At 67.0% G+C, this 16,712-nt stretch carries 12 protein-coding genes and 4 pseudogenes; 11 read left to right on the top strand and 5 right to left on the bottom strand.

Annotated features, from left to right (window positions below; all coding sequences use genetic code 11):
• Positions 1-834 precede the first annotated feature (834 nt).
• From E0504_RS36335 to E0504_RS36285, 11 genes and pseudogenes are all read left to right on the top strand, one after another.
• Positions 835-1,539 (top strand): alpha/beta fold hydrolase, encoded by a 705-nt coding sequence (locus tag E0504_RS36335; RefSeq protein WP_071067035.1) that lies wholly within the window; start codon positions 835-837, stop codon positions 1,537-1,539.
• A 325-nt stretch (positions 1,540-1,864) separates the two neighbouring features.
• Positions 1,865-2,137 carry a hypothetical protein gene (locus E0504_RS36330; RefSeq protein ID WP_131626736.1) on the top strand — a complete coding sequence of 91 codons (273 nt, stop codon included), beginning with the start codon at positions 1,865-1,867 and terminating at the stop codon, positions 2,135-2,137.
• On the top strand, positions 2,134-3,816 hold the full coding sequence (locus E0504_RS36325) for a class I adenylate-forming enzyme family protein (protein ID WP_112104663.1): 1,683 nt from the start codon (positions 2,134-2,136) through the stop codon (positions 3,814-3,816). Before E0504_RS36330 ends, E0504_RS36325 begins: the two co-directional genes overlap by 4 nt.
• A complete protein-coding gene (locus E0504_RS36320) occupies positions 3,813-4,265 on the top strand; it encodes a Zn-ribbon domain-containing OB-fold protein (RefSeq protein ID WP_112104659.1) in 453 nt (150 codons plus the stop codon). The genes E0504_RS36325 and E0504_RS36320 overlap by 4 nt, the downstream gene beginning before the upstream one ends.
• Positions 4,266-4,272: 7 nt before the next feature.
• Positions 4,273-5,481 (top strand): thiolase family protein, encoded by a 1,209-nt coding sequence (locus E0504_RS36315; protein ID WP_112104660.1) that lies wholly within the window; start codon positions 4,273-4,275, stop codon positions 5,479-5,481.
• 8 nt (positions 5,482-5,489) lie between these two features.
• A complete protein-coding gene (locus tag E0504_RS36310) occupies positions 5,490-5,897 on the top strand; it encodes a hypothetical protein (RefSeq protein WP_112104661.1) in 408 nt (135 codons plus the stop codon).
• A gap of 66 nt (positions 5,898-5,963) precedes the next feature.
• Positions 5,964-7,124, top strand: coding sequence for an amidohydrolase family protein (locus E0504_RS36305; RefSeq protein ID WP_112104662.1), 1,161 nt, complete (start codon positions 5,964-5,966; stop codon positions 7,122-7,124).
• 182 nt (positions 7,125-7,306) lie between these two features.
• Positions 7,307-8,445, top strand: a pseudogene (locus E0504_RS54515) (ABC transporter substrate-binding protein).
• A gap of 13 nt (positions 8,446-8,458) precedes the next feature.
• Positions 8,459-8,884, top strand: a complete 426-nt coding sequence (locus E0504_RS52580) for a hypothetical protein (protein ID WP_235013565.1) — start codon at positions 8,459-8,461, stop codon at positions 8,882-8,884.
• A gap of 118 nt (positions 8,885-9,002) precedes the next feature.
• Positions 9,003-9,811 (top strand): annotated as a pseudogene (locus E0504_RS53640) (integrase); the annotation flags it as partial.
• A 78-nt stretch (positions 9,812-9,889) separates the two neighbouring features.
• Positions 9,890-10,956, top strand: a pseudogene (locus E0504_RS36285) (integrase core domain-containing protein).
• Between the two features lie 63 nt (positions 10,957-11,019).
• On the opposite strand, the pseudogene E0504_RS52565 reads toward E0504_RS36285, so the two are convergent.
• The 5 genes and pseudogenes from E0504_RS52565 to E0504_RS36260 all read right to left on the bottom strand — a co-directional run.
• A pseudogene (locus E0504_RS52565) lies at positions 11,020-11,176 on the bottom strand (IS3 family transposase); the annotation flags it as partial.
• Between the two features lie 222 nt (positions 11,177-11,398).
• Positions 11,399-12,256: an SAM-dependent methyltransferase gene (locus E0504_RS36280; protein WP_165938722.1), complete on the bottom strand. Its 858-nt coding sequence runs from the start codon at positions 12,254-12,256 to the stop codon at positions 11,399-11,401.
• Between the two features lie 322 nt (positions 12,257-12,578).
• Positions 12,579-14,336 carry a bifunctional diguanylate cyclase/phosphodiesterase gene (locus E0504_RS36275; RefSeq protein ID WP_131626735.1) on the bottom strand — a complete coding sequence of 586 codons (1,758 nt, stop codon included), beginning with the start codon at positions 14,334-14,336 and terminating at the stop codon, positions 12,579-12,581.
• A gap of 468 nt (positions 14,337-14,804) precedes the next feature.
• Positions 14,805-15,761, bottom strand: a complete 957-nt coding sequence (locus tag E0504_RS36265; protein ID WP_131626734.1) for a DDE-type integrase/transposase/recombinase — start codon at positions 15,759-15,761, stop codon at positions 14,805-14,807.
• A 38-nt stretch (positions 15,762-15,799) separates the two neighbouring features.
• Positions 15,800-16,237, bottom strand: a complete 438-nt coding sequence (locus E0504_RS36260; protein WP_112109270.1) for a transposase — start codon at positions 16,235-16,237, stop codon at positions 15,800-15,802.
• Positions 16,238-16,712: the final 475 nt, after the last annotated feature.

Below are 16,712 nucleotides of genomic sequence, written 5' to 3'. Positions count from 1 at the left end.
CCTGAGACACGCTCTAAGCCCCTGACACGTCCCCGACTGAACCCGCCGCCGTTGCGTCCGGCGGCTCGGTCAGATGACTGTCCGCATGGATGATCAGTTCCGGTGCGGGCGTCATCTTTGCCCTCCTGGATCCACCGGCAGTGCCTGTCGACTCATCATCGGCGACCGGGCTGTGGATGTCTTTGCGCCTTCGGTCAATTTCCTACCCACAGCGGCGAGAGTGTCCCCTCGACTACCCGTTCCCCTGCTCACCGGCTGGGGCAGGAGTCGGCCGCCCAGCCGCGGAGAGCGCGGAGAGCATTGAGTACCGGTGTCAGGGCCACGCCCCGCCTCGGTGTGCTCCTACTCGGCGCGTGGGCGCCTCGGGATAGGCGATGCGGCGAACCACCCCGTCAGCATCCAGACCGCGCAGCTGCTCCCGCCGGCGCGGGACCGGATCCCCGGGCCGAAAAGAGCAAGCACCTGGCCGAGCGCGCAAAGACGGCTATCGCCCAGCCGCCGATGATGAGCCGACGGACACCTCCGGTGATTCGGCGGGCGGGGCTTTCGCCCGCACCTACACCGGTCGGCGACCCTGGCTCCCGGTGCTGGAACCCGGGGCCCAGGCTGTCGGCGGGTGGACGTCGGGTCACGGGCCCGGCGGCGGCAGGGAGGCGGCATGAACAAGGACGATCTGATCCTCACTGGCCTGCACGACCACGTGATCGAGCCACCCACCCCGTCGACGAACCCGCCACGGCGGGCGACCCCCGCTTCGCCGGCATCGACGCCCGCAGGTGCAACGACGGGAGTGCGCCGAGTGGCTGGAGGCCATTCTCCAGAGGGGCCGGGCTGATGACGACTCCGCTGGTCCTTGTGCACGGTGGCGGCTTTGACAGCCGCTGCTGGGATCTTCTACTGCCCTGGCTGGCCATGCCGGTGGTCGCCGTCGACCTACCCGGACGAGGGCGGCGTCCGGCGCCCCTGGAGTCGGTGACCTTTGCCGACTGTGCGGATGCCATTGTCGAGGACGTCGACGCGGCCGATCTCGACGAATTCGTGCTCGTCGGTCACTCTCTCGCCGGGTGCTCGCTACCGCGAGCTGTGGCCCGGCTCGGGGACCGCGTCCGCCATGTCGTCTTCCTCGCCGCGATGGTGCCTGCGTCCGGGACCGGCACCATGCACGAACTACAATCGCACGTCAGGGCGCACGTCAAGAAGTCCGTGGCCGAGCGGCAGCTGACGATGGATCCCGAGCGGGCGAAACGGTTCTTCGGCAACGACCTCGACGACGGCAGGTTCGCCTGGTGCCTCGAGCGTTTGGTTCCCGAAGCGGAGCGGCTCACGACCGAACCGGTCGACCTGACGGGTCTACGCCCACCCATCCCCCGGAGCTGGGTGCGCACCACCAGAGACGCCATTCTCCCGCCCGAAAAGCAGACACGCTTCGCCGCCCGCGTCAACGCCAACCCAGTGATCGACCTGGACGCCGGACACATGTGCATGATCAGTCAGCCGGCCGCGCTGGCCGAGATCCTTCATCGAATCGCCGACACCTGAGGTATTTTCCGCCGGACGCGGACACGTTCGAGCCTTACGCCGAAGAAGTACTCGAGTACTGCGACCGATTCCCGACCGGACGTCATGCCGGAGGTTGTTCCGACCCTGCTGCGTGTTCTGCGGGCCGGTCCAGGCGTCGTCTACAAGAGCGTGTGACGGGACAGCGACGGCGGGACCCCGTCTCGATCAGTATTTCCGGGGCCGGTCCCGGTGGCTGGACATTGGCTGCTACGGGAAGGAATTGACCGAATACACAAAGACCCCACGGTGCCGCCCACCGATGATGAATTGAGAGGGCACCGCCGGTGGACCCAGGAGGACAAAGATGACGCTCACGCCGGAACTGAGTGCAAATGTGGACAGCCTTACCGCCGAGCCGTCGGACATCTGGACCGCTCGGGTACCAGCGAAGTACCGAGCGAAGGTGCCGCAAGCGGCGCCGCGGGGCACGGCAGAAACCTGGATGCTGCACGATGAGCGACTCGCGCCGATCGGCGTGACGGCGACGGCGGGCTGGCCACCGTTCTCGCCCGGGTATCCGCACCGGATCGGACAGCCGACGGCGGCGTGGCGGGTGGCGGCGAGGGCGGCCCGGTGAACGAGTGCCCGGCGGCGGACTTAGCCGACTTAGCCGAAGGACTGGCCGAGCTCCGGACGCGGACCGTGTGGCAGACGCTCGTCGCGTCGGCGGAACGGGTCCCGGATCACGCTGCGCTGGTCGCCGCCGCCGACGACGGGAAGGTCCGACGGCTGACGTACAGCACGTTGGTCGAGCGGGTGCGGGCGCTGTCCGTCGGCCTGGCCAGCATCGGTGTCCGGCGCGGGGACCGTGTCGTGTTGTGGCTGACGAACACGCCGGAGTGGATCGTCTCGCATTTCGCCTGCATGCGGCTTGGTGCGGCGACGGTGCCCGTCAACACCTTTCTGAAGCCGGCCGAGATCTCCTACATCATCACCCAGTCCGGTGCCCGTCACGTGATCCTGCTCGATGGCTTCCGGACCTTGTGCATGCCCGCGATGCTCACCGAGATCTGCCCGGAGGCGGCGACCGTGGACAGGCCCGGGCATCTGCTCAGCGCCAAGGCTCCGGACCTGCGCAATGTTGTGATCTTCCATCGTGACGGGGGTCACCACGATTGGGCCTACGACCTCACGGAACTGGAGACGCTCGGGCGCGATCCGAAGGTTGCGCAGGCCCGGGCACTCGCTGATCGCATGGAGCGGCAGGTACTGGGCAGCGACCTCGCAATGGTGAAGTACACGTCCGGCAGCACCGGGTTCCCGAAGGGCGTGATGCTCGAACAAGGCGGCATCGTCGCCAACGCGGCGCTGCACTCCCGGCGCGTCGGGATCGACGGTTCCGACGTGTTCTTCAGCATGATGCCGTTCTTCCACGCCGGCGGCAGTATCTATGGCCTTATGACGATGCTGGTCAACGGCGGCACGCTCGTCTTCACCGAGGCGTTCAACGCCCACCTCGGCGCGGAACTGATCGAGTCCGAGCGGGCCACCGTGATGTTCGGGGTACTTCCTGCGGAGGTTGTGCGGGCCGCGATCGAGGACGGACGCGACCTTTCGTCGGTCCGGATCGCCCACGTTCCGAACGAGGACGCGCGTCGGGCTCTGCCCAACGTCACGTTCATGTTCGTCCCCTTCGGACTGACCGAGACGTACGGGCCGGCGTCGATGACGGCTCCGGACGATCCGCCCGACAAGCGGCGCACGACGGGTGGCCGCCCGCTGCCGGGTAACGAGGTCCGCGTCGTCGACCCCGCGACCGGCCTCGACGTCCCACCTGGGGCTGTCGGTGAGGCATGGGTACGCGGCAACGTCATGCGAGGCTACTGGAACAAGCCCGAGGAGAACGCCCGGGTTCTCGATGCCGACGGCTGGCTGCACAGCGAGGACCTCGTCTCCATGGACGCCGACGGCTACATCACCTATGCGGGTCGACTGAAGCTGATGCTGAAGGTCGGCGGTGAGAACGTCTCGGTCGAGGAGGTCGAGAAGGTCGTCGCCAGCCACGACGCGGTGGCCTACTGCGGAGTAGTCGGCGTACCCGACCGGCGCAGGGGCGAGGTGGTGCGGGCTTACGTCGTCGTGCGCCCCGGCCACTGCCTCGACGCCGACATCTTGCACTCGTGGCTCAAGACGCGTCTCGCCCGGTTCAAAGTTCCCAGGGACATCGTGTTTCTCGACGAACTCCCGCGGTTGGCCAACGGCAAGCTCGACCGGGTCGGCCTGGCCGGACGGGCCAAGGAAGAGGTGACGGCGTGACCGGTGTGACCGACGCGGATGTCTTCGCCGCGTTCCCCGCGGTGCCGATCGACCGCGACAACATCGAGCATTACCGCGGGCTGCTCCAGCAGCGGCTGCTGATCAATCGTTGCTCGTCCTGCGGCTACTGGGTGTACCCGCACCGCCCGCTGTGCCCGGAGTGCTGGTCGTGGGACATCGTGCCCACCGAGGTGAGGGGCGAGGGCTTCGTGTTCCTGTGCACCCTGATCCACCAGGAGCGGGACCCGGACGCCATGCTGCCGGAGCCGGTGCCGGCCGCCGCCGTGGAGCTTGTCGAGCAGTCGGGGCTGCGTTATCTGGCTCCGATCGTGAACTGCCCACGCGAGGCGATCCGGCTCGACATGCCCGTGCGCCTGACGTGGGTGGATCGCGGCGGGCTCGCCTCGCCAGCGTTCGAACCGGCGGGCCCGATCCAGAGCGGAAGGTGAAAGGGACATGGCGCGCAACCCGCTGAAGGACAGCCTGGCCGTGGTGGGTGTCGGGTCGACACCTTACGGCCGCGATCTGAAGCGCACCGAGCTGTCGCTCGCCCTTGAGGCTGCCGTCGGCGCCATCGAGGACGCCGGCATCGACCGGCAGGAGATCGACGGTGTCTGCGGCACGGGCATGGATCCGCTGGCCATGGGAGGATCCGGGTTCCTGACGCTGCAGGGCGCGCTCGGAATCGAGAAGACCACCTGGCAGAAGAACGGGTGGCTCGGATCATGCTTCGTGTATGCGGCGGAAGCGGTGTTCTCCGGCCTGTGCGACACGGTCCTGGTGGTGCAGGCGTATACCCGCGGCCCCGGGATGTCACGGTCCGCCGCGAACGACCCGTTCCGTCTGCGGGCGGCACAGCAGCGGATGGCGGGCCAGGTGCTCACGGGCCAGAGCGACTTCGCCCGCCGCTGGATCCACTCCGGCGAGCCGTACGCCGCCTGGATGGCGCGCTACATGCACGACTACAAAGCGACGAAGGACGCCTTCGCCCGCATCGCGGTGAACAACCGCACCCACGCGACAAGAAACCCCAGGGCGGCCATGCGCACCCCGATCACGATGGAGGATTACCACGCCTCCCGCGTCATCTGGGAACCCATGCAGATGCTCGACATGGACGTGCCCGTCGACTGCGCGGAAGCTCTGATCATCACGACCGCCGAACGGGCAATGGATCTGCGCCACAAGCCGGTGTACATCCACGCCATGTCGCTGGGCGGTTCACGGGTCGGGGAGTACTACGACAACAGCCTGGGCTGGACCGATAACTCGCTGTGGATCTCCCTGGCCGGCCTGTGGGAGCGCAGCGACGTGACCATCGACGACCTCGACCTCTTTTTCCCTTACGACGGCTACACCATCGACACCGTCGGGTGCATCGAGGCAGCCGGGTTCTGCAAGCCGGGCGAGGCCGGCGACCTGCTGGCGTCATCCTGGGACGCCGAGGCGAACATCCTTCGCCTGGGCGGACACACGCTCCTCACAACCAATGGGGGTGGGCTTTCGCAAGGACGTGCCGGGGGCTTCAACTTCTACACCGAGGCGGTACGACAGTTGCGCGGCGCCGAAGGGGAGCGCCAGGTTCCTGACGCTCGGACGGCGCTGGTCTGCCCCGGCAGCAGCTTTTTCCATGACCCGGCGTCGGTCATGTTGCGCACCGACTGAGCGCCGAGATGAAGGCGCGCACGCTCGTCAGCTTCGACATTGACGGCACCCTTGAGACGGGCGACCCCTCCGGACCGGTCCCGATGACCTTCGTCCAGTGGGCACAAACGCAGGCCTGTGTGATCGGGAGTTGCTCCGACCGTACCCCCGGCGAGCAGTTGGCGATGTGGGCACGCGCCGGGATTACCCCTGACTTCGTCAGCCGCAAGCACGAGCTCCTGAGGGTCCGGACATCCTTCGACTGCCAAAGGTTCGTACACATCGGCGACACCCGCGTTGACGAGCACTTCGCCGCACAGGCGGATTTCGAGTTCATCTTCGTGCCCGATCTCGCGCGCCGGCTTGCCGACTCCCCTGGCCGCCCGCTCGGCGATGTGTGGACCCTGGCGCAGTGCATGAACGAGCCGGACATGTAAACGACCTGGTGACCACGGAATCAGGCGGCAGGGATTGGCCCGCTGCCTACGAGGAGGTATTGCGCGATGGAGAAGCTCTGGGCCAATTCGGGTGACTCGCACCTCGTCGAGCCGGACGATCTTTTCGACAGGAGCTTGTCCCGGTCCCTCGCAGAACGCATGCCGCGCAGTGTCAAGGACCTCGATGGCGGCTGGGAGACGATCCACGTCGACGGACAGGAGTTCCGCCGTCGCCTGCCCCGGCCCGGCAGGAAACTCACCGACGAGAACGGCCTCACCGTCCCCGACCGGGCGCCCGGCGCGAACGACAGGAAGATGCGCCTGCTCGACCTGGACTCCGAAGGCATCTGGGCCGAGCTCATCTACCCCTCTCTGGGGATGTGGACCTCATCGATCCGTGACCCGGAGCTGCTCGCGGCCGGCGCCCGAGCAATCAACGACTGGGCCATTGAGTACCAGCGGTTCTCACCCCGCTACGTCAGCGCGGCGACGATCCCCTTCCTCACCGTCTCCACCGCCGTCGCCGAGGTCACGCGGGCCGCGAATCTCGGCTTCCATGCCGCCTCCCTGCCGGTCGTGCCACTCATCGACGGGGACGACTGGCATCGTGAGTCGTGGGAGCCGCTGTGGACCGCCCTCGCGGAGACGGGTCTTGTGGTCGCGTTCCACATCGGCAGCGAGCCCCATGAGGCGTCCAGCCGTAACGGCACCTACTACCGCGGTCCCGGCGGGGCGCTCCTCAACTACCTGGAGACGACCTATGGCGGCCAGCGGGCGGTGGCCAAACTGATCGCCGGCGGCGTGTTCGACCGGCACCCGTCCTTGCGTGCAATCGTGTCCGAGGGCGGAGCGACCTGGGGGCCGTTCGTCGCCGACCGGCTCGACGAGGCGTACCGGCAGCACGCGTCGGCCGTCCGCCCCCGTCTGCGTCGGCTCCCCAGCGAGTACCTGTACGAGAACGTCTACGCGTCCTTCCAGCATGATCGCTCTGCCGTCGCCGCCGTGACAGCCATGGGCTGGCGCAATGTGTGCTGGGGCAGCGACTACCCGCACATCGAAGGCACCTTCGGCCATACCCAGAAGACACTCCAGGAGCTCGTCGGCGACCTCGACCCCGCTACCCGCCACCGCATCACCCAGGGCGCCTTCCAGGAGCTGTTCCCCCACGTGCCGCCCGCTCCAGACGGGGAGTCATCGCCTGGTCCGCTCGACGCGGCGGCGAGATGAGGTCACCCGGCACGGGAAACCCGGGCGATCCGCGGTTGAACGCGTGACGTCGCCTGGGATGTGCCGACTACCGCACCGCACACACAGCCGTTCCTGCCGGAACCCAAAGCCAGAAACCATCGCAGAAACCAGAAATCCCACCACCGGTGGAATCCCGCCTTTCTTTGTCGATCCTGACGCCGATGAAAGGATGCGAGATGATTCGTAGGACACGATTATCCGCCGCCGTCGCATGCTGCGTGGCGCTCTTCCTGGGTGCCTGTGGCGGCGGTGGCGGCGATACCGCGGCGTCCACAGGGCCCTCAAACGAGCCGGTGGCGGGCGGCGAGGCACGGATTCTCACCCTGAGTGACCCGCGCACCCTGGATCCGGCAATCCTGGGCAACGCGTATGCCTCCGGTGCGCTCCTGGGTAATGCCCTGTACGGGACGCTGATGACCAACGATGAGGCAGACGAGGTCCAGTACTCGATGGCCGAGTCGTTCACCACGACCGACAACGGCGCCACCTTCACCCTGAAACTGCGACCGGGGCTGGTGTTCTCCGACGGCACCCCGCTGAACGCGGAAGCTGTGAAGTTCAACTGGGACCGGACCAAGGACCCGGCTGTCGGCTCGGCCCACCGGTCGGAGGCGGCGATGATCCAGTTGTCCGAGGCAGCGGACGACGTCACGCTGAAGGCCACCTGGTCACCCCCGTTCCGAGGTACGCCCAGTCCGTCCTCGCCTCCTCGATGAACTGGATCGCCTCGCCCGCGTCCCTGAAGAGGGGCCAGGAGGCCTTCAACGCGAAGCCGATCGGCGCGGGGCCGTTCACCCTCGAGAGCTGGACTCGTCAGGCCGACATCCGGCTCGTCAAGAACCCGCGCTACTGGGACGCGCCCAAGCCCTACCTCGACCGCATCACTCTCCACTCGGCGCTCGACGGCAACCAGCGCTACAACACGCTGCTCACCGGAGGTGCGGACGTTGCCATCGACTCGAGCTGGATCAACTTCGACAAAGCTGTCAGGGCCGGTCTACCGACCGATGTCATGCATCTCAGCGGCGGAATCCTCGTGGCTCTGAACATGCGCAGGCCACCGTTCAACGACATTCGTGCGCGTCAGGCGGTCGCGACAGCACTCGACATGGACGCGCTGAACCTCGCTGCCTACAACGGCACAGCGCAGCTTGCTGACACGTTGTTCACCAAAGCGTCCCCTTTCTACTCGCAGACGCCACTACGGAAGACGGACAAGGTGACCGCCCAGCGGCTCTTCGACGAGTTGGCAGCCGAGGGTAAACCGGTTATCCTTCACATTCACCAGCTCCCCCAGTAGCGAGAACAAGGCATTGGCGGAGAATATCCAGGCCCAGCTCGGCAGCTTCGACAACGTCGAGGTCCGGATCAGAACCGTCGAGCTCGCCGAGTTCGTGCAGTTGCGCGCGACCCACGACTTCGACTCGATTATCACCTCCGCGCTCTTCCGGGACCCCGAGCCTCGGTTGTCGACGGTCTTCGGTGGGGACTCGCCTGCGAACATGCCCGGTATCGACGACCCGGCGCTCAATGACGCCCTGCTGTCCGGCCGGACCGCGACATCGGAGGAGGATCGCAAGAAGGCATACAACGCCGTGCAGGAACGCCTGACCGAACTGACCCCGATGTTCTTCGTCGCACGAGGGGGACCCGGTGCCATCTCGGGCAGGAACGTCGGTGGCCTCGTGCAGTACGGTCTTGGTTCCCTGCTGCCCGAGGAACTGTGGATCAAGCCGTAGCCATCCGCCCGGTGTCCAGTCCTCATGGCGGTGCCGGGGTGCGGGAAAGTCATCTCCACCCGATTACGTCCGCGCCTGTGGGGCTCCAGAACCCCGATTTGGGCAGTGACCTGCACGTCTGCCTGTCGGACGGGGCCCGCGTCGGGCAGGCTGGATGGTCATGGTGTGGTCGCTGCTCTACGCCCTGACGCGCAACGCTCTCGGACTGATGCTGCTCCGGGTCCGCGGGGACACCGCAAAGGACGTCGAGCTCCTCGTCCTGCGACACCAGGTGGCAGTGTCACAACGGCCGGTGAACCGTCCGACGCTGGAACCGGCGGGTCGGGTAATCCTCACAGCCCTGTCCCGGCTGCTACCCCGAGCCCGCTGGGATTCGTTCTTCGTCACCCCGGCCACCGTGCTGCGCTGACACCGTGATCTCCTCGCACGCCAATGGACCTACCCGCGCAGGACACCCGGACGGCCACCAATCCGCTGGGAGATCCGCGAGCTGGTCCTGTGCCTCGCACGGGAGAACCCAACCTGGGGCCCCACCGCAGGATCCAAGGCGAACTCGCCGGGCTGGGCTATCCGGCCGGGGTCGCCACCGTCTGGCGGATCTTGGGCCGCGCCGGTGTCGATCCCGTGCCCCGTCGGGCCGGCGCCTCCTGGCGCACATTCCTGTCCGCCCAGGCCTCCGGCCTGCTGCCCTGAGATTTCTTCACCGTGGACACCGTGTTCCTCCAACGGATCTACGTGTTCTTCGTCGTCGAGCACGCCACCCGCCACGTTCACGTCCTCGGGGTCACGAGACATCCGACCGTGGCGTGGGTCACCCAGCGCGCCAGGAACCTCCTGATGGACATCGAGGACCGCAGCCACCGGTTCCGGTTCCTTATCCGTGACCGCGACACGAAATTCACGGCTTCCTTCGACGCCGTCTTCGCCGTGTGGGGTGCTAGAAGTCGGCTTGGGTCTGTGAGCTGGGGTGATGCGGCAGTGCGGCTGTCGGCATGATGGTCGGCTATGTCCGTGAGGCTGCTCTATCTGATCTTCGTGCGGGTGTGCGGGTGGCTGGTTCTCCTCGGCTGTTCGTCGGCGTCCAAGAACATCGAGCTGCTCGTGCTGCGGCACGAGGTCGCGGTGCTGCGCCGTACCCAGCCCAAGCCCCGGTGGGACTGGGCGGACCGGGCGCTCCTTGTCGCACTGATCCAGCTCCTACCAAAGACGCTGCGAGCACACCGGCTGGTCACCCCGGCACCGTCCTGCGGTGGCACCGTCGTCTGATCACACGGAAATGGACGCACCCGCAAGCGGACGGGACGACCACCGGTCAGCGCGGAGATCGCGACCCTCATCGAACGGTTCGCGACCGAGAACACGACATGGGGCTACCAGCGGATCCAGGGCGAGCTCCTCACACTCGGCCCCCGGGCCAGCGCCTCCACGATCCGCCGAGTCCTGACGTCCCTCGGGCTGCCCCGGCACCGAAACGCCAGACCGACACGATGTGGCGACAGTTCCTGCGTACGCAGGCATCGACCATGCTGGCCGTGGACTTCTTCCACGCCGACTGCGCCGTGACGCTGCGGCGTCTGTACTGCTTCTTCGTCCTGGAGGTCGGCTCCCGGACCGTGCACATCCTCGGGGTCACCGCCAACCCCGACGGACGATGGACCACCCGGCAGATCCGCAACCTCCTCATGGACCTCGGCGACCGGACGGCCGACTTCCAGGTCCTGATCCGCGACCGCGTCGGACAGTTCACCGCCTCCTTCGACGCGGTCCTCGCGGATGCCGGTATCGACGCGGTCGAGATCCCACCCCGGACTCTGCGGGTGAACGCCTACGCGGAACGGTTCGTCCGCACGGTCCGAACGGAAGTCACCGACCGGATGCTGATCGTCGGCGAGCGGCACCTGCGCACCGTCCTGACCGAGTACACCGTCCACTACAACGGACGACGACCCCACCGCGGCCGCGGCCTTCAGCCACCACGGCCCGACCACCCCATCGCCGACGTCACGACGACACGGATCAAGCGCCGACCCGTCCTCGACGGCTTGATCAACGAGTACGAACGGGCAGCCTAAAACCCCAGGTCAGCGCCGATGGCCCAGTTCTGACACCCCACAGGGTCGGGGCCTTCCTCCCAAGGCTCCCGCGTCGCGGGCCCGGGTCCACTCCACCAGATGCGAGGAGAACAGACCCTCCCGCCGCAGGATCGCGCCTTTCTCTCCATGCGGAGCGGCTCTCGTACTCGGCGACGATCCGCAGCTTGTACGCCGCGTTGAACACCCGCCGCGACGGACGAGGAGCGGGATCACGCCGAGACGACGACCCGCCAGGGTGCTCCGGGGACTCTGACTCCACGAACACGAGGATCTCCGAGCACGCCCTCTGTAGCCAACCCGCACCCATCGGGTGTCTCACCCGAGGCTGACACGGAGGGGCCAGCGCACTTCGACTCACCGCCTGATCTGCCCGGCCGTCGCCACGGGGTCCCGCTACCGGGAGCAACAGAGCCCCTGTGGGCTACTTGCGTCCTACCCCGCAGTAGCCGCAGATCTCGGCATCGGAGAGGTGATCTGCGGTGCCGTCAGGGCGCCACCGGTGGATGACCTGCACTCCTGGATCGACGAGCGTCAGTCCGTCGAACAGTCGCTCCACCTCCGCGCGGCTACGGAACTGGCACTCCAGGCCCCGCTCACGGTAGCTGGTCTCGATGCGTTGAGCGTTGGGATCGAGGTCGGCGGTGCCGTGGCTGAGGACGAGGTAGCTGCCAGCGGGAAGAGCATCGAGGAAGTTGCGGACGATGGTGTAGGGTGCGTCGCCCTCGACAAAGGGCAAGACTGCGAGAAGAGACAGCGCGACAGGGCGGGTCAAATCGAGAGTGTCGCGCAGCGCCGGGGCGGCCAGAATTTGATCAACGTTGCGTACATCGGCGTCGAGGTAGACAGTGCGACCTTCGGGGGTGCTGGTCAGCAGCGCCCGGGCGTGGGCAAGGACGATCGGGTCGTTGTCGGCGTAGACCACTCGGGCGTCCGGGGCAATGCCCTGGGCGACCTCGTGCAGGTTCGGGCTGGTCGGGATGCCTGTCCCGATGTCCAGGAACTGCCGGATACCCACCTCACCGGCCAGATACCGGATCGCGCGGACCAGGAAGGCCCGGTTCTCTCGAGCGGCATCACGCAAAGTTGGGAAGACGGCGATAGCTTGTTCGGCGCCTTCCCTGTCGGCCGGGAAATTATCCTTCCCGCCAAGATAGTAGTCGTACATGCGCGCAGAGTGCGGGGCATCGGTCCGTAGTTCGACCGTGTCCACCTTGTCTACCAGGGTCTTCCAGCGACGGTGACCCGTCGGAGTGTCGCTCACGCCCCGCCCTCCCAACATCATCAGTGATGTTCAGGTTATCTCTCCGCGCTCGCTGTGGGCCGGGTGGCCTAGGATGCCGCCGGGAGGCAACCAAGAGTCGAGGCCTCCCAGACTACGGTGCTTCGTCCGCAGACCGTACTGGTAGGTGGGCGACGTGGTGATGGCGTGTGGCGTGGTGGTGGGTGTGCCACGATCGGCCTCGTGTCGGTAACCGCAGGCAGGGTCGACGCTGTGGCGCGCCGTGAGCCGTTCTCGGGCGACGCGGCAGCTTGAGCTCCGCGGCCGACGGCCTGTTGCGCTTTTCGATTGCCGCATGTTGCGATTTGCCGCCTGGCGGCGGTCAGCGTTCGCTGGCTGTTGTTCTTGTGTTGAAGTGGCGGCGAATGTGAGTCCGCATCGACTCGTCAAAGACAAGGAAGCGACCTGGACCCTGCCGCTTCGCTGCGTACATCGCCATGTCGGCAGTACACAGGAATTCGTCGGCGTCGATGGGCTGGCCGTCGGAGTGTGCGATCCCGATGCTGGCGGCAACCGTGATCGGCTGGCCGGCGAGAACGATCCGTGGGGCGGCGAGGGTGGTGACGATGCGCCGGGCGATGGCCTGGACGTCGGGTAACGCGGGGTCGCGGTCGCAGAGCACAGCGAACTCGTCACCGGAGAGGCGGGCGACGCTGTCCTCGGGACGGACGGCCCGCTGGAGCCGGGCGGCCACCTCGCGGAGCAGGTCGTCGCCGGTCTGGTGACCATACGAATCGTTGACCCTCTTGAAGTTGTCGAGGTCGATAAACAGGAGCCCGGTGCGACGGCGGTCGTGTCCGGCACGGGTCAGGGTCCGCTGCAGGCGGTCCAGGAACGCGGTTCGGTTCGGTAGCCCGGTGAGCCCGTCGTGCCGGGCCTGATATTGGGCGTCACGTTCGATGCGGAAGCGCTCGTCGGCCGCTGCCAGCACGGTCGCCACCATTTCGAGAAACATCACCTCATGCCGCGCGAAGGAATCGGGGTTGCGGCGGTCGATGGTGAGCAGAGCGCCGGGGTTGTCGGGCTGGCCGATCGGGATGGTCAGGGATGAGGACGTGCTGTCCGCCGCGATCCCACGGGGCGGGTCGGTACGGCTGCCCGCGAGCGCCGTCCCGTCCGGCGCGGCTGACGGTGGGGGAGACGGGTAATACGGTGCCGCCGAACCAGCCGTGGCAACGACGTGTGGTAGACCGGAGTGCGGATCGGCCGCCCTGATAGTCACCTGATCGGCACACAGGTGGCCTGAGATCGCTGTCGTCGCCTGATGCCAGAGAGATGCCGGATCGGGGCTGCCCAGCGCGCACCGCCCGATCTCCGCTACCAGTGCCTGTTCAGCGGATCGGACGCGCAGCTCGGCCAGTGCGATCTCCCGCTCGGTCACGTCGTGGGACACGATGGCGACCGACTGCACGACACCCTGCGCATCGCAGATCGGAACCGTTTGTGATTCGTACCAGTGTCCGTAGGCGGAGAAGACGCCGCAGGCGCGCTGGCCTGCCAGCGCTCGGCGGGTCAGATCCAGGGCATCAGGTAGATCTCGGAAGACCTCGAAGATGCTGCGCCGCCGCGCGATCTCCAGGCGTCGGACCGCGTCTTCGCCTATCGCACCCTCGTTGAACAGGACGCAGCCGTCCCTGTCGACCAGGGCCAGGGTGACTGGGGTGTTTTCCATGACGAGCCGAAGGTGGCGGTGCGACGCCAACTGCTGGCTGAGATCCTGGAACTGGACGAGGAAATAGGGCCGTTCGGCTTCCGCGGGGGCCACGTCGTCGGTCAGGATCATCGACGTCGCCAGAACGTGCACGACAGACCCGCTCGGCTGCACGAAGCGGACGACACCCTGCCAGTGGTTCTGGCCAGCGGTCTGGTTCTGTCGCGCTTCTGCCAGGTGAGCCTCCCAGTCATCTGGATGGACCAGCGTCTCCCACCGGACACCAACGAGTTCATCCTCGTTCCGTCCGAGGATCCGGCAGGTGGCCTGGTTCACCCTGCGCACCCGATAATCGGCGACCCCAATGATGCCCAGCCCGATCTCCATCAGGTCGAACAGACCCGAACCTTCTCCCCCCTGTCGCACCACAGCGCCCACCACCTATCTTGACCGAAGGCCGGACGAACCCGCCTGTACCCGGCATACCGAATGTGATGCGGTCCAACAGTATGCACTGGTGTCAACTGCTGTAGTTGGACATAGGTCGGGCGTTCGCCGGAGGGCCGCGCAATCCGGCAGCCCCCGAGGCGCGTAACGCGTGACGCCGCCCTGCGCCTCGGCAAGCAGGACGGCGCTGTTGCATCGGCGGAGTCCGCCATCGTGCAGACCGCCGAGGACGCACCGGCGTTTGATCGTCCAGCAGCAGGCGCTCCGTGACTTCGACACTGCCATGGCAAACTTCCTCCAGGGCACCCACCGGAAGCCGTTGTTCCGGAAACGCGGGCAGCGCGAGGGTTTCCGGATCGTTCGTGCCTGGGGCCGCCAGTGGGATGTTCGTCACCCCAGCCGTCGCTGGTCCGAAGCGGTAGTTGTCAAGTCAAGCGAGACAGTGGGTTGTTAGTCGACTGGCTGTGGGTCTGGCTGGTTGATCCACGCGGTGTCGGGTAGGCGGGGTGGCCGTGGCCTGCGGCTGAACCGTGCGGGGTAGGCGGCGTGGGCACGGTCGAGGGTGGCCTGGCGGTGGGCCTGGACCTGGACGGCGGTGCCGTAGTGGACCGAGGCGGGGGTGTGAAACCCGATCCCCGAGTGGCGATGCTCGTGATTGTAGGCGGTGAAGAATCCCTCGCAGAACCGGCGGGCGTCGTGCAACGACCCGAACTGGGCGGGGAAATCGAAGCTGTACTTGAGGGTCTTGAACTGCGCCTCCGAGTACGGGTTATCGTTGGAGACACGGGGCCGGGAATGTGACCGGTGGACGTCGAGGTCGACGAGAAGCGCCGATACCGGTTTCGATATCATCGCACCGCCGCGGTCAGCGTGGATCGTGTGCGGTGAGGTTCCGTTGCGGGTGACCGCGTCGGCGAGGAAGTCCTTCGCGACGACCGCGTCTTCCGCGGCGGCAACAAGCCATCCGGTGACATACCGCGAGTAAATGTCGAGGATGACGTAAAGTTTGTACCAGATTCCTTTCGCTGGTCCTTTCAGTGCGGTGATATCCCACGTCCAGGCGTGGTTCGGTCCGGTCGCGGACAGCTCGGGTCGGACCCGGGGTGGGTGGGTCGCCTGGGCGCGGCGTTCCCGGGACTGACCGGCCGTGCGGGCGATGCGGTACATCGTCGACATCGAGCACCAGTACCGGCCCTCGTCGAGCTCCCGGGCCCAGACCTGCGGGATCGCCAGGTCCTGGTACGCCGGGCTCGTCAGGACCGCCAGGACCTGGGCGCGTTCGGTGTCGGTCAGCGTGCCCGGCGGCGGGGTCCGTGCCAGCCACGGCCCGTGCAGCCGGCCGCCGGGTGCGCTGTGGCGGTAGTGCGTCGCGCGGGAACGCCCGGTCAGCGCGCACGCCTGAGTCACCGGGATGTTCGCCGCGCGGAGGTCGTCGAAAGCGTCGTTCAGGATCTGGTCGGCGGCTGGTCGGTATCCGCGCTCCCGGAGACCTGTTCCAGAAGCGCGCGCGCTTTTCCCATGATGTCCAGCGCGGTTTCGGTGGTCGCGAGACGGGCTTTCAACCGTTCGTTCTCCCGGCGGAGCCTTTCCAGCTCGACCTGCTCGGCCGACTTCCCGGGCTTCTTCTCCGGCACGCGGCCAGCGCCGGTCATTCCCGCGAGCGCGCCGGCGTCACGGGCCCGGGTCCACTCCAACACATGGGAGGAGTACAGGCCCTCCCGGCGTAGGATCGCGCCTTTCTCACCGTTCGCCGCGTTCTCGTACTCGGTGACGATCCTCAGCTTGTACGCAGCGCTGAACACCCGCCGCGACGGACGCGGCGCCGGATCACGCGACGGCGGGGACTCGCCCGGGCTCTCCTGCGACTCTGACTCCACGAACACAAGGATCTCCGATCACCCCTCCGTAGCCAACCCGCACCCGCGAGGGTGTCTCACACGAGTCTGACAGGGAGGGTCGCGGGTGCGCCGGCGCACCGCCCCTGGAGCCGCCGGCGGGCTTGCCACCTACGCCTATGCCAGGTTGTCCCATCGATCGGTCAGAGCTCGTAACCTGCCGCTGCGGCAATAGGGCTACCCGAACGGGCTAGCACATCTGGGCTATCCCTTCACGATCCGAGGATTTCGTCCGTACTGTGAGGTATCCGCAAGGTGATCTTTATCGTTCTGCTGTTTCCTCTCGCGCTCATGGCAATGACGGTGGTCATGGACGCAGTCGAGGACTGGCTGAGCTCACGTCTGGTGCCGACGGGGCGGCCGGGGCTCGCGGAGGCAGCGAGGGCGAGGCGCGCAGTCACCGGTGCCGTGTGGACAGCGGGCGAGATGGCGCCGTCGACACCGGCACCGCTGCCGCCATCAG

Source organism: Parafrankia sp. BMG5.11, assembly GCF_004337455.1.
The sequence above is the reverse complement of the archived record's forward strand: the minus strand, read 5'-3'. Positions and strand labels throughout refer to the sequence as shown.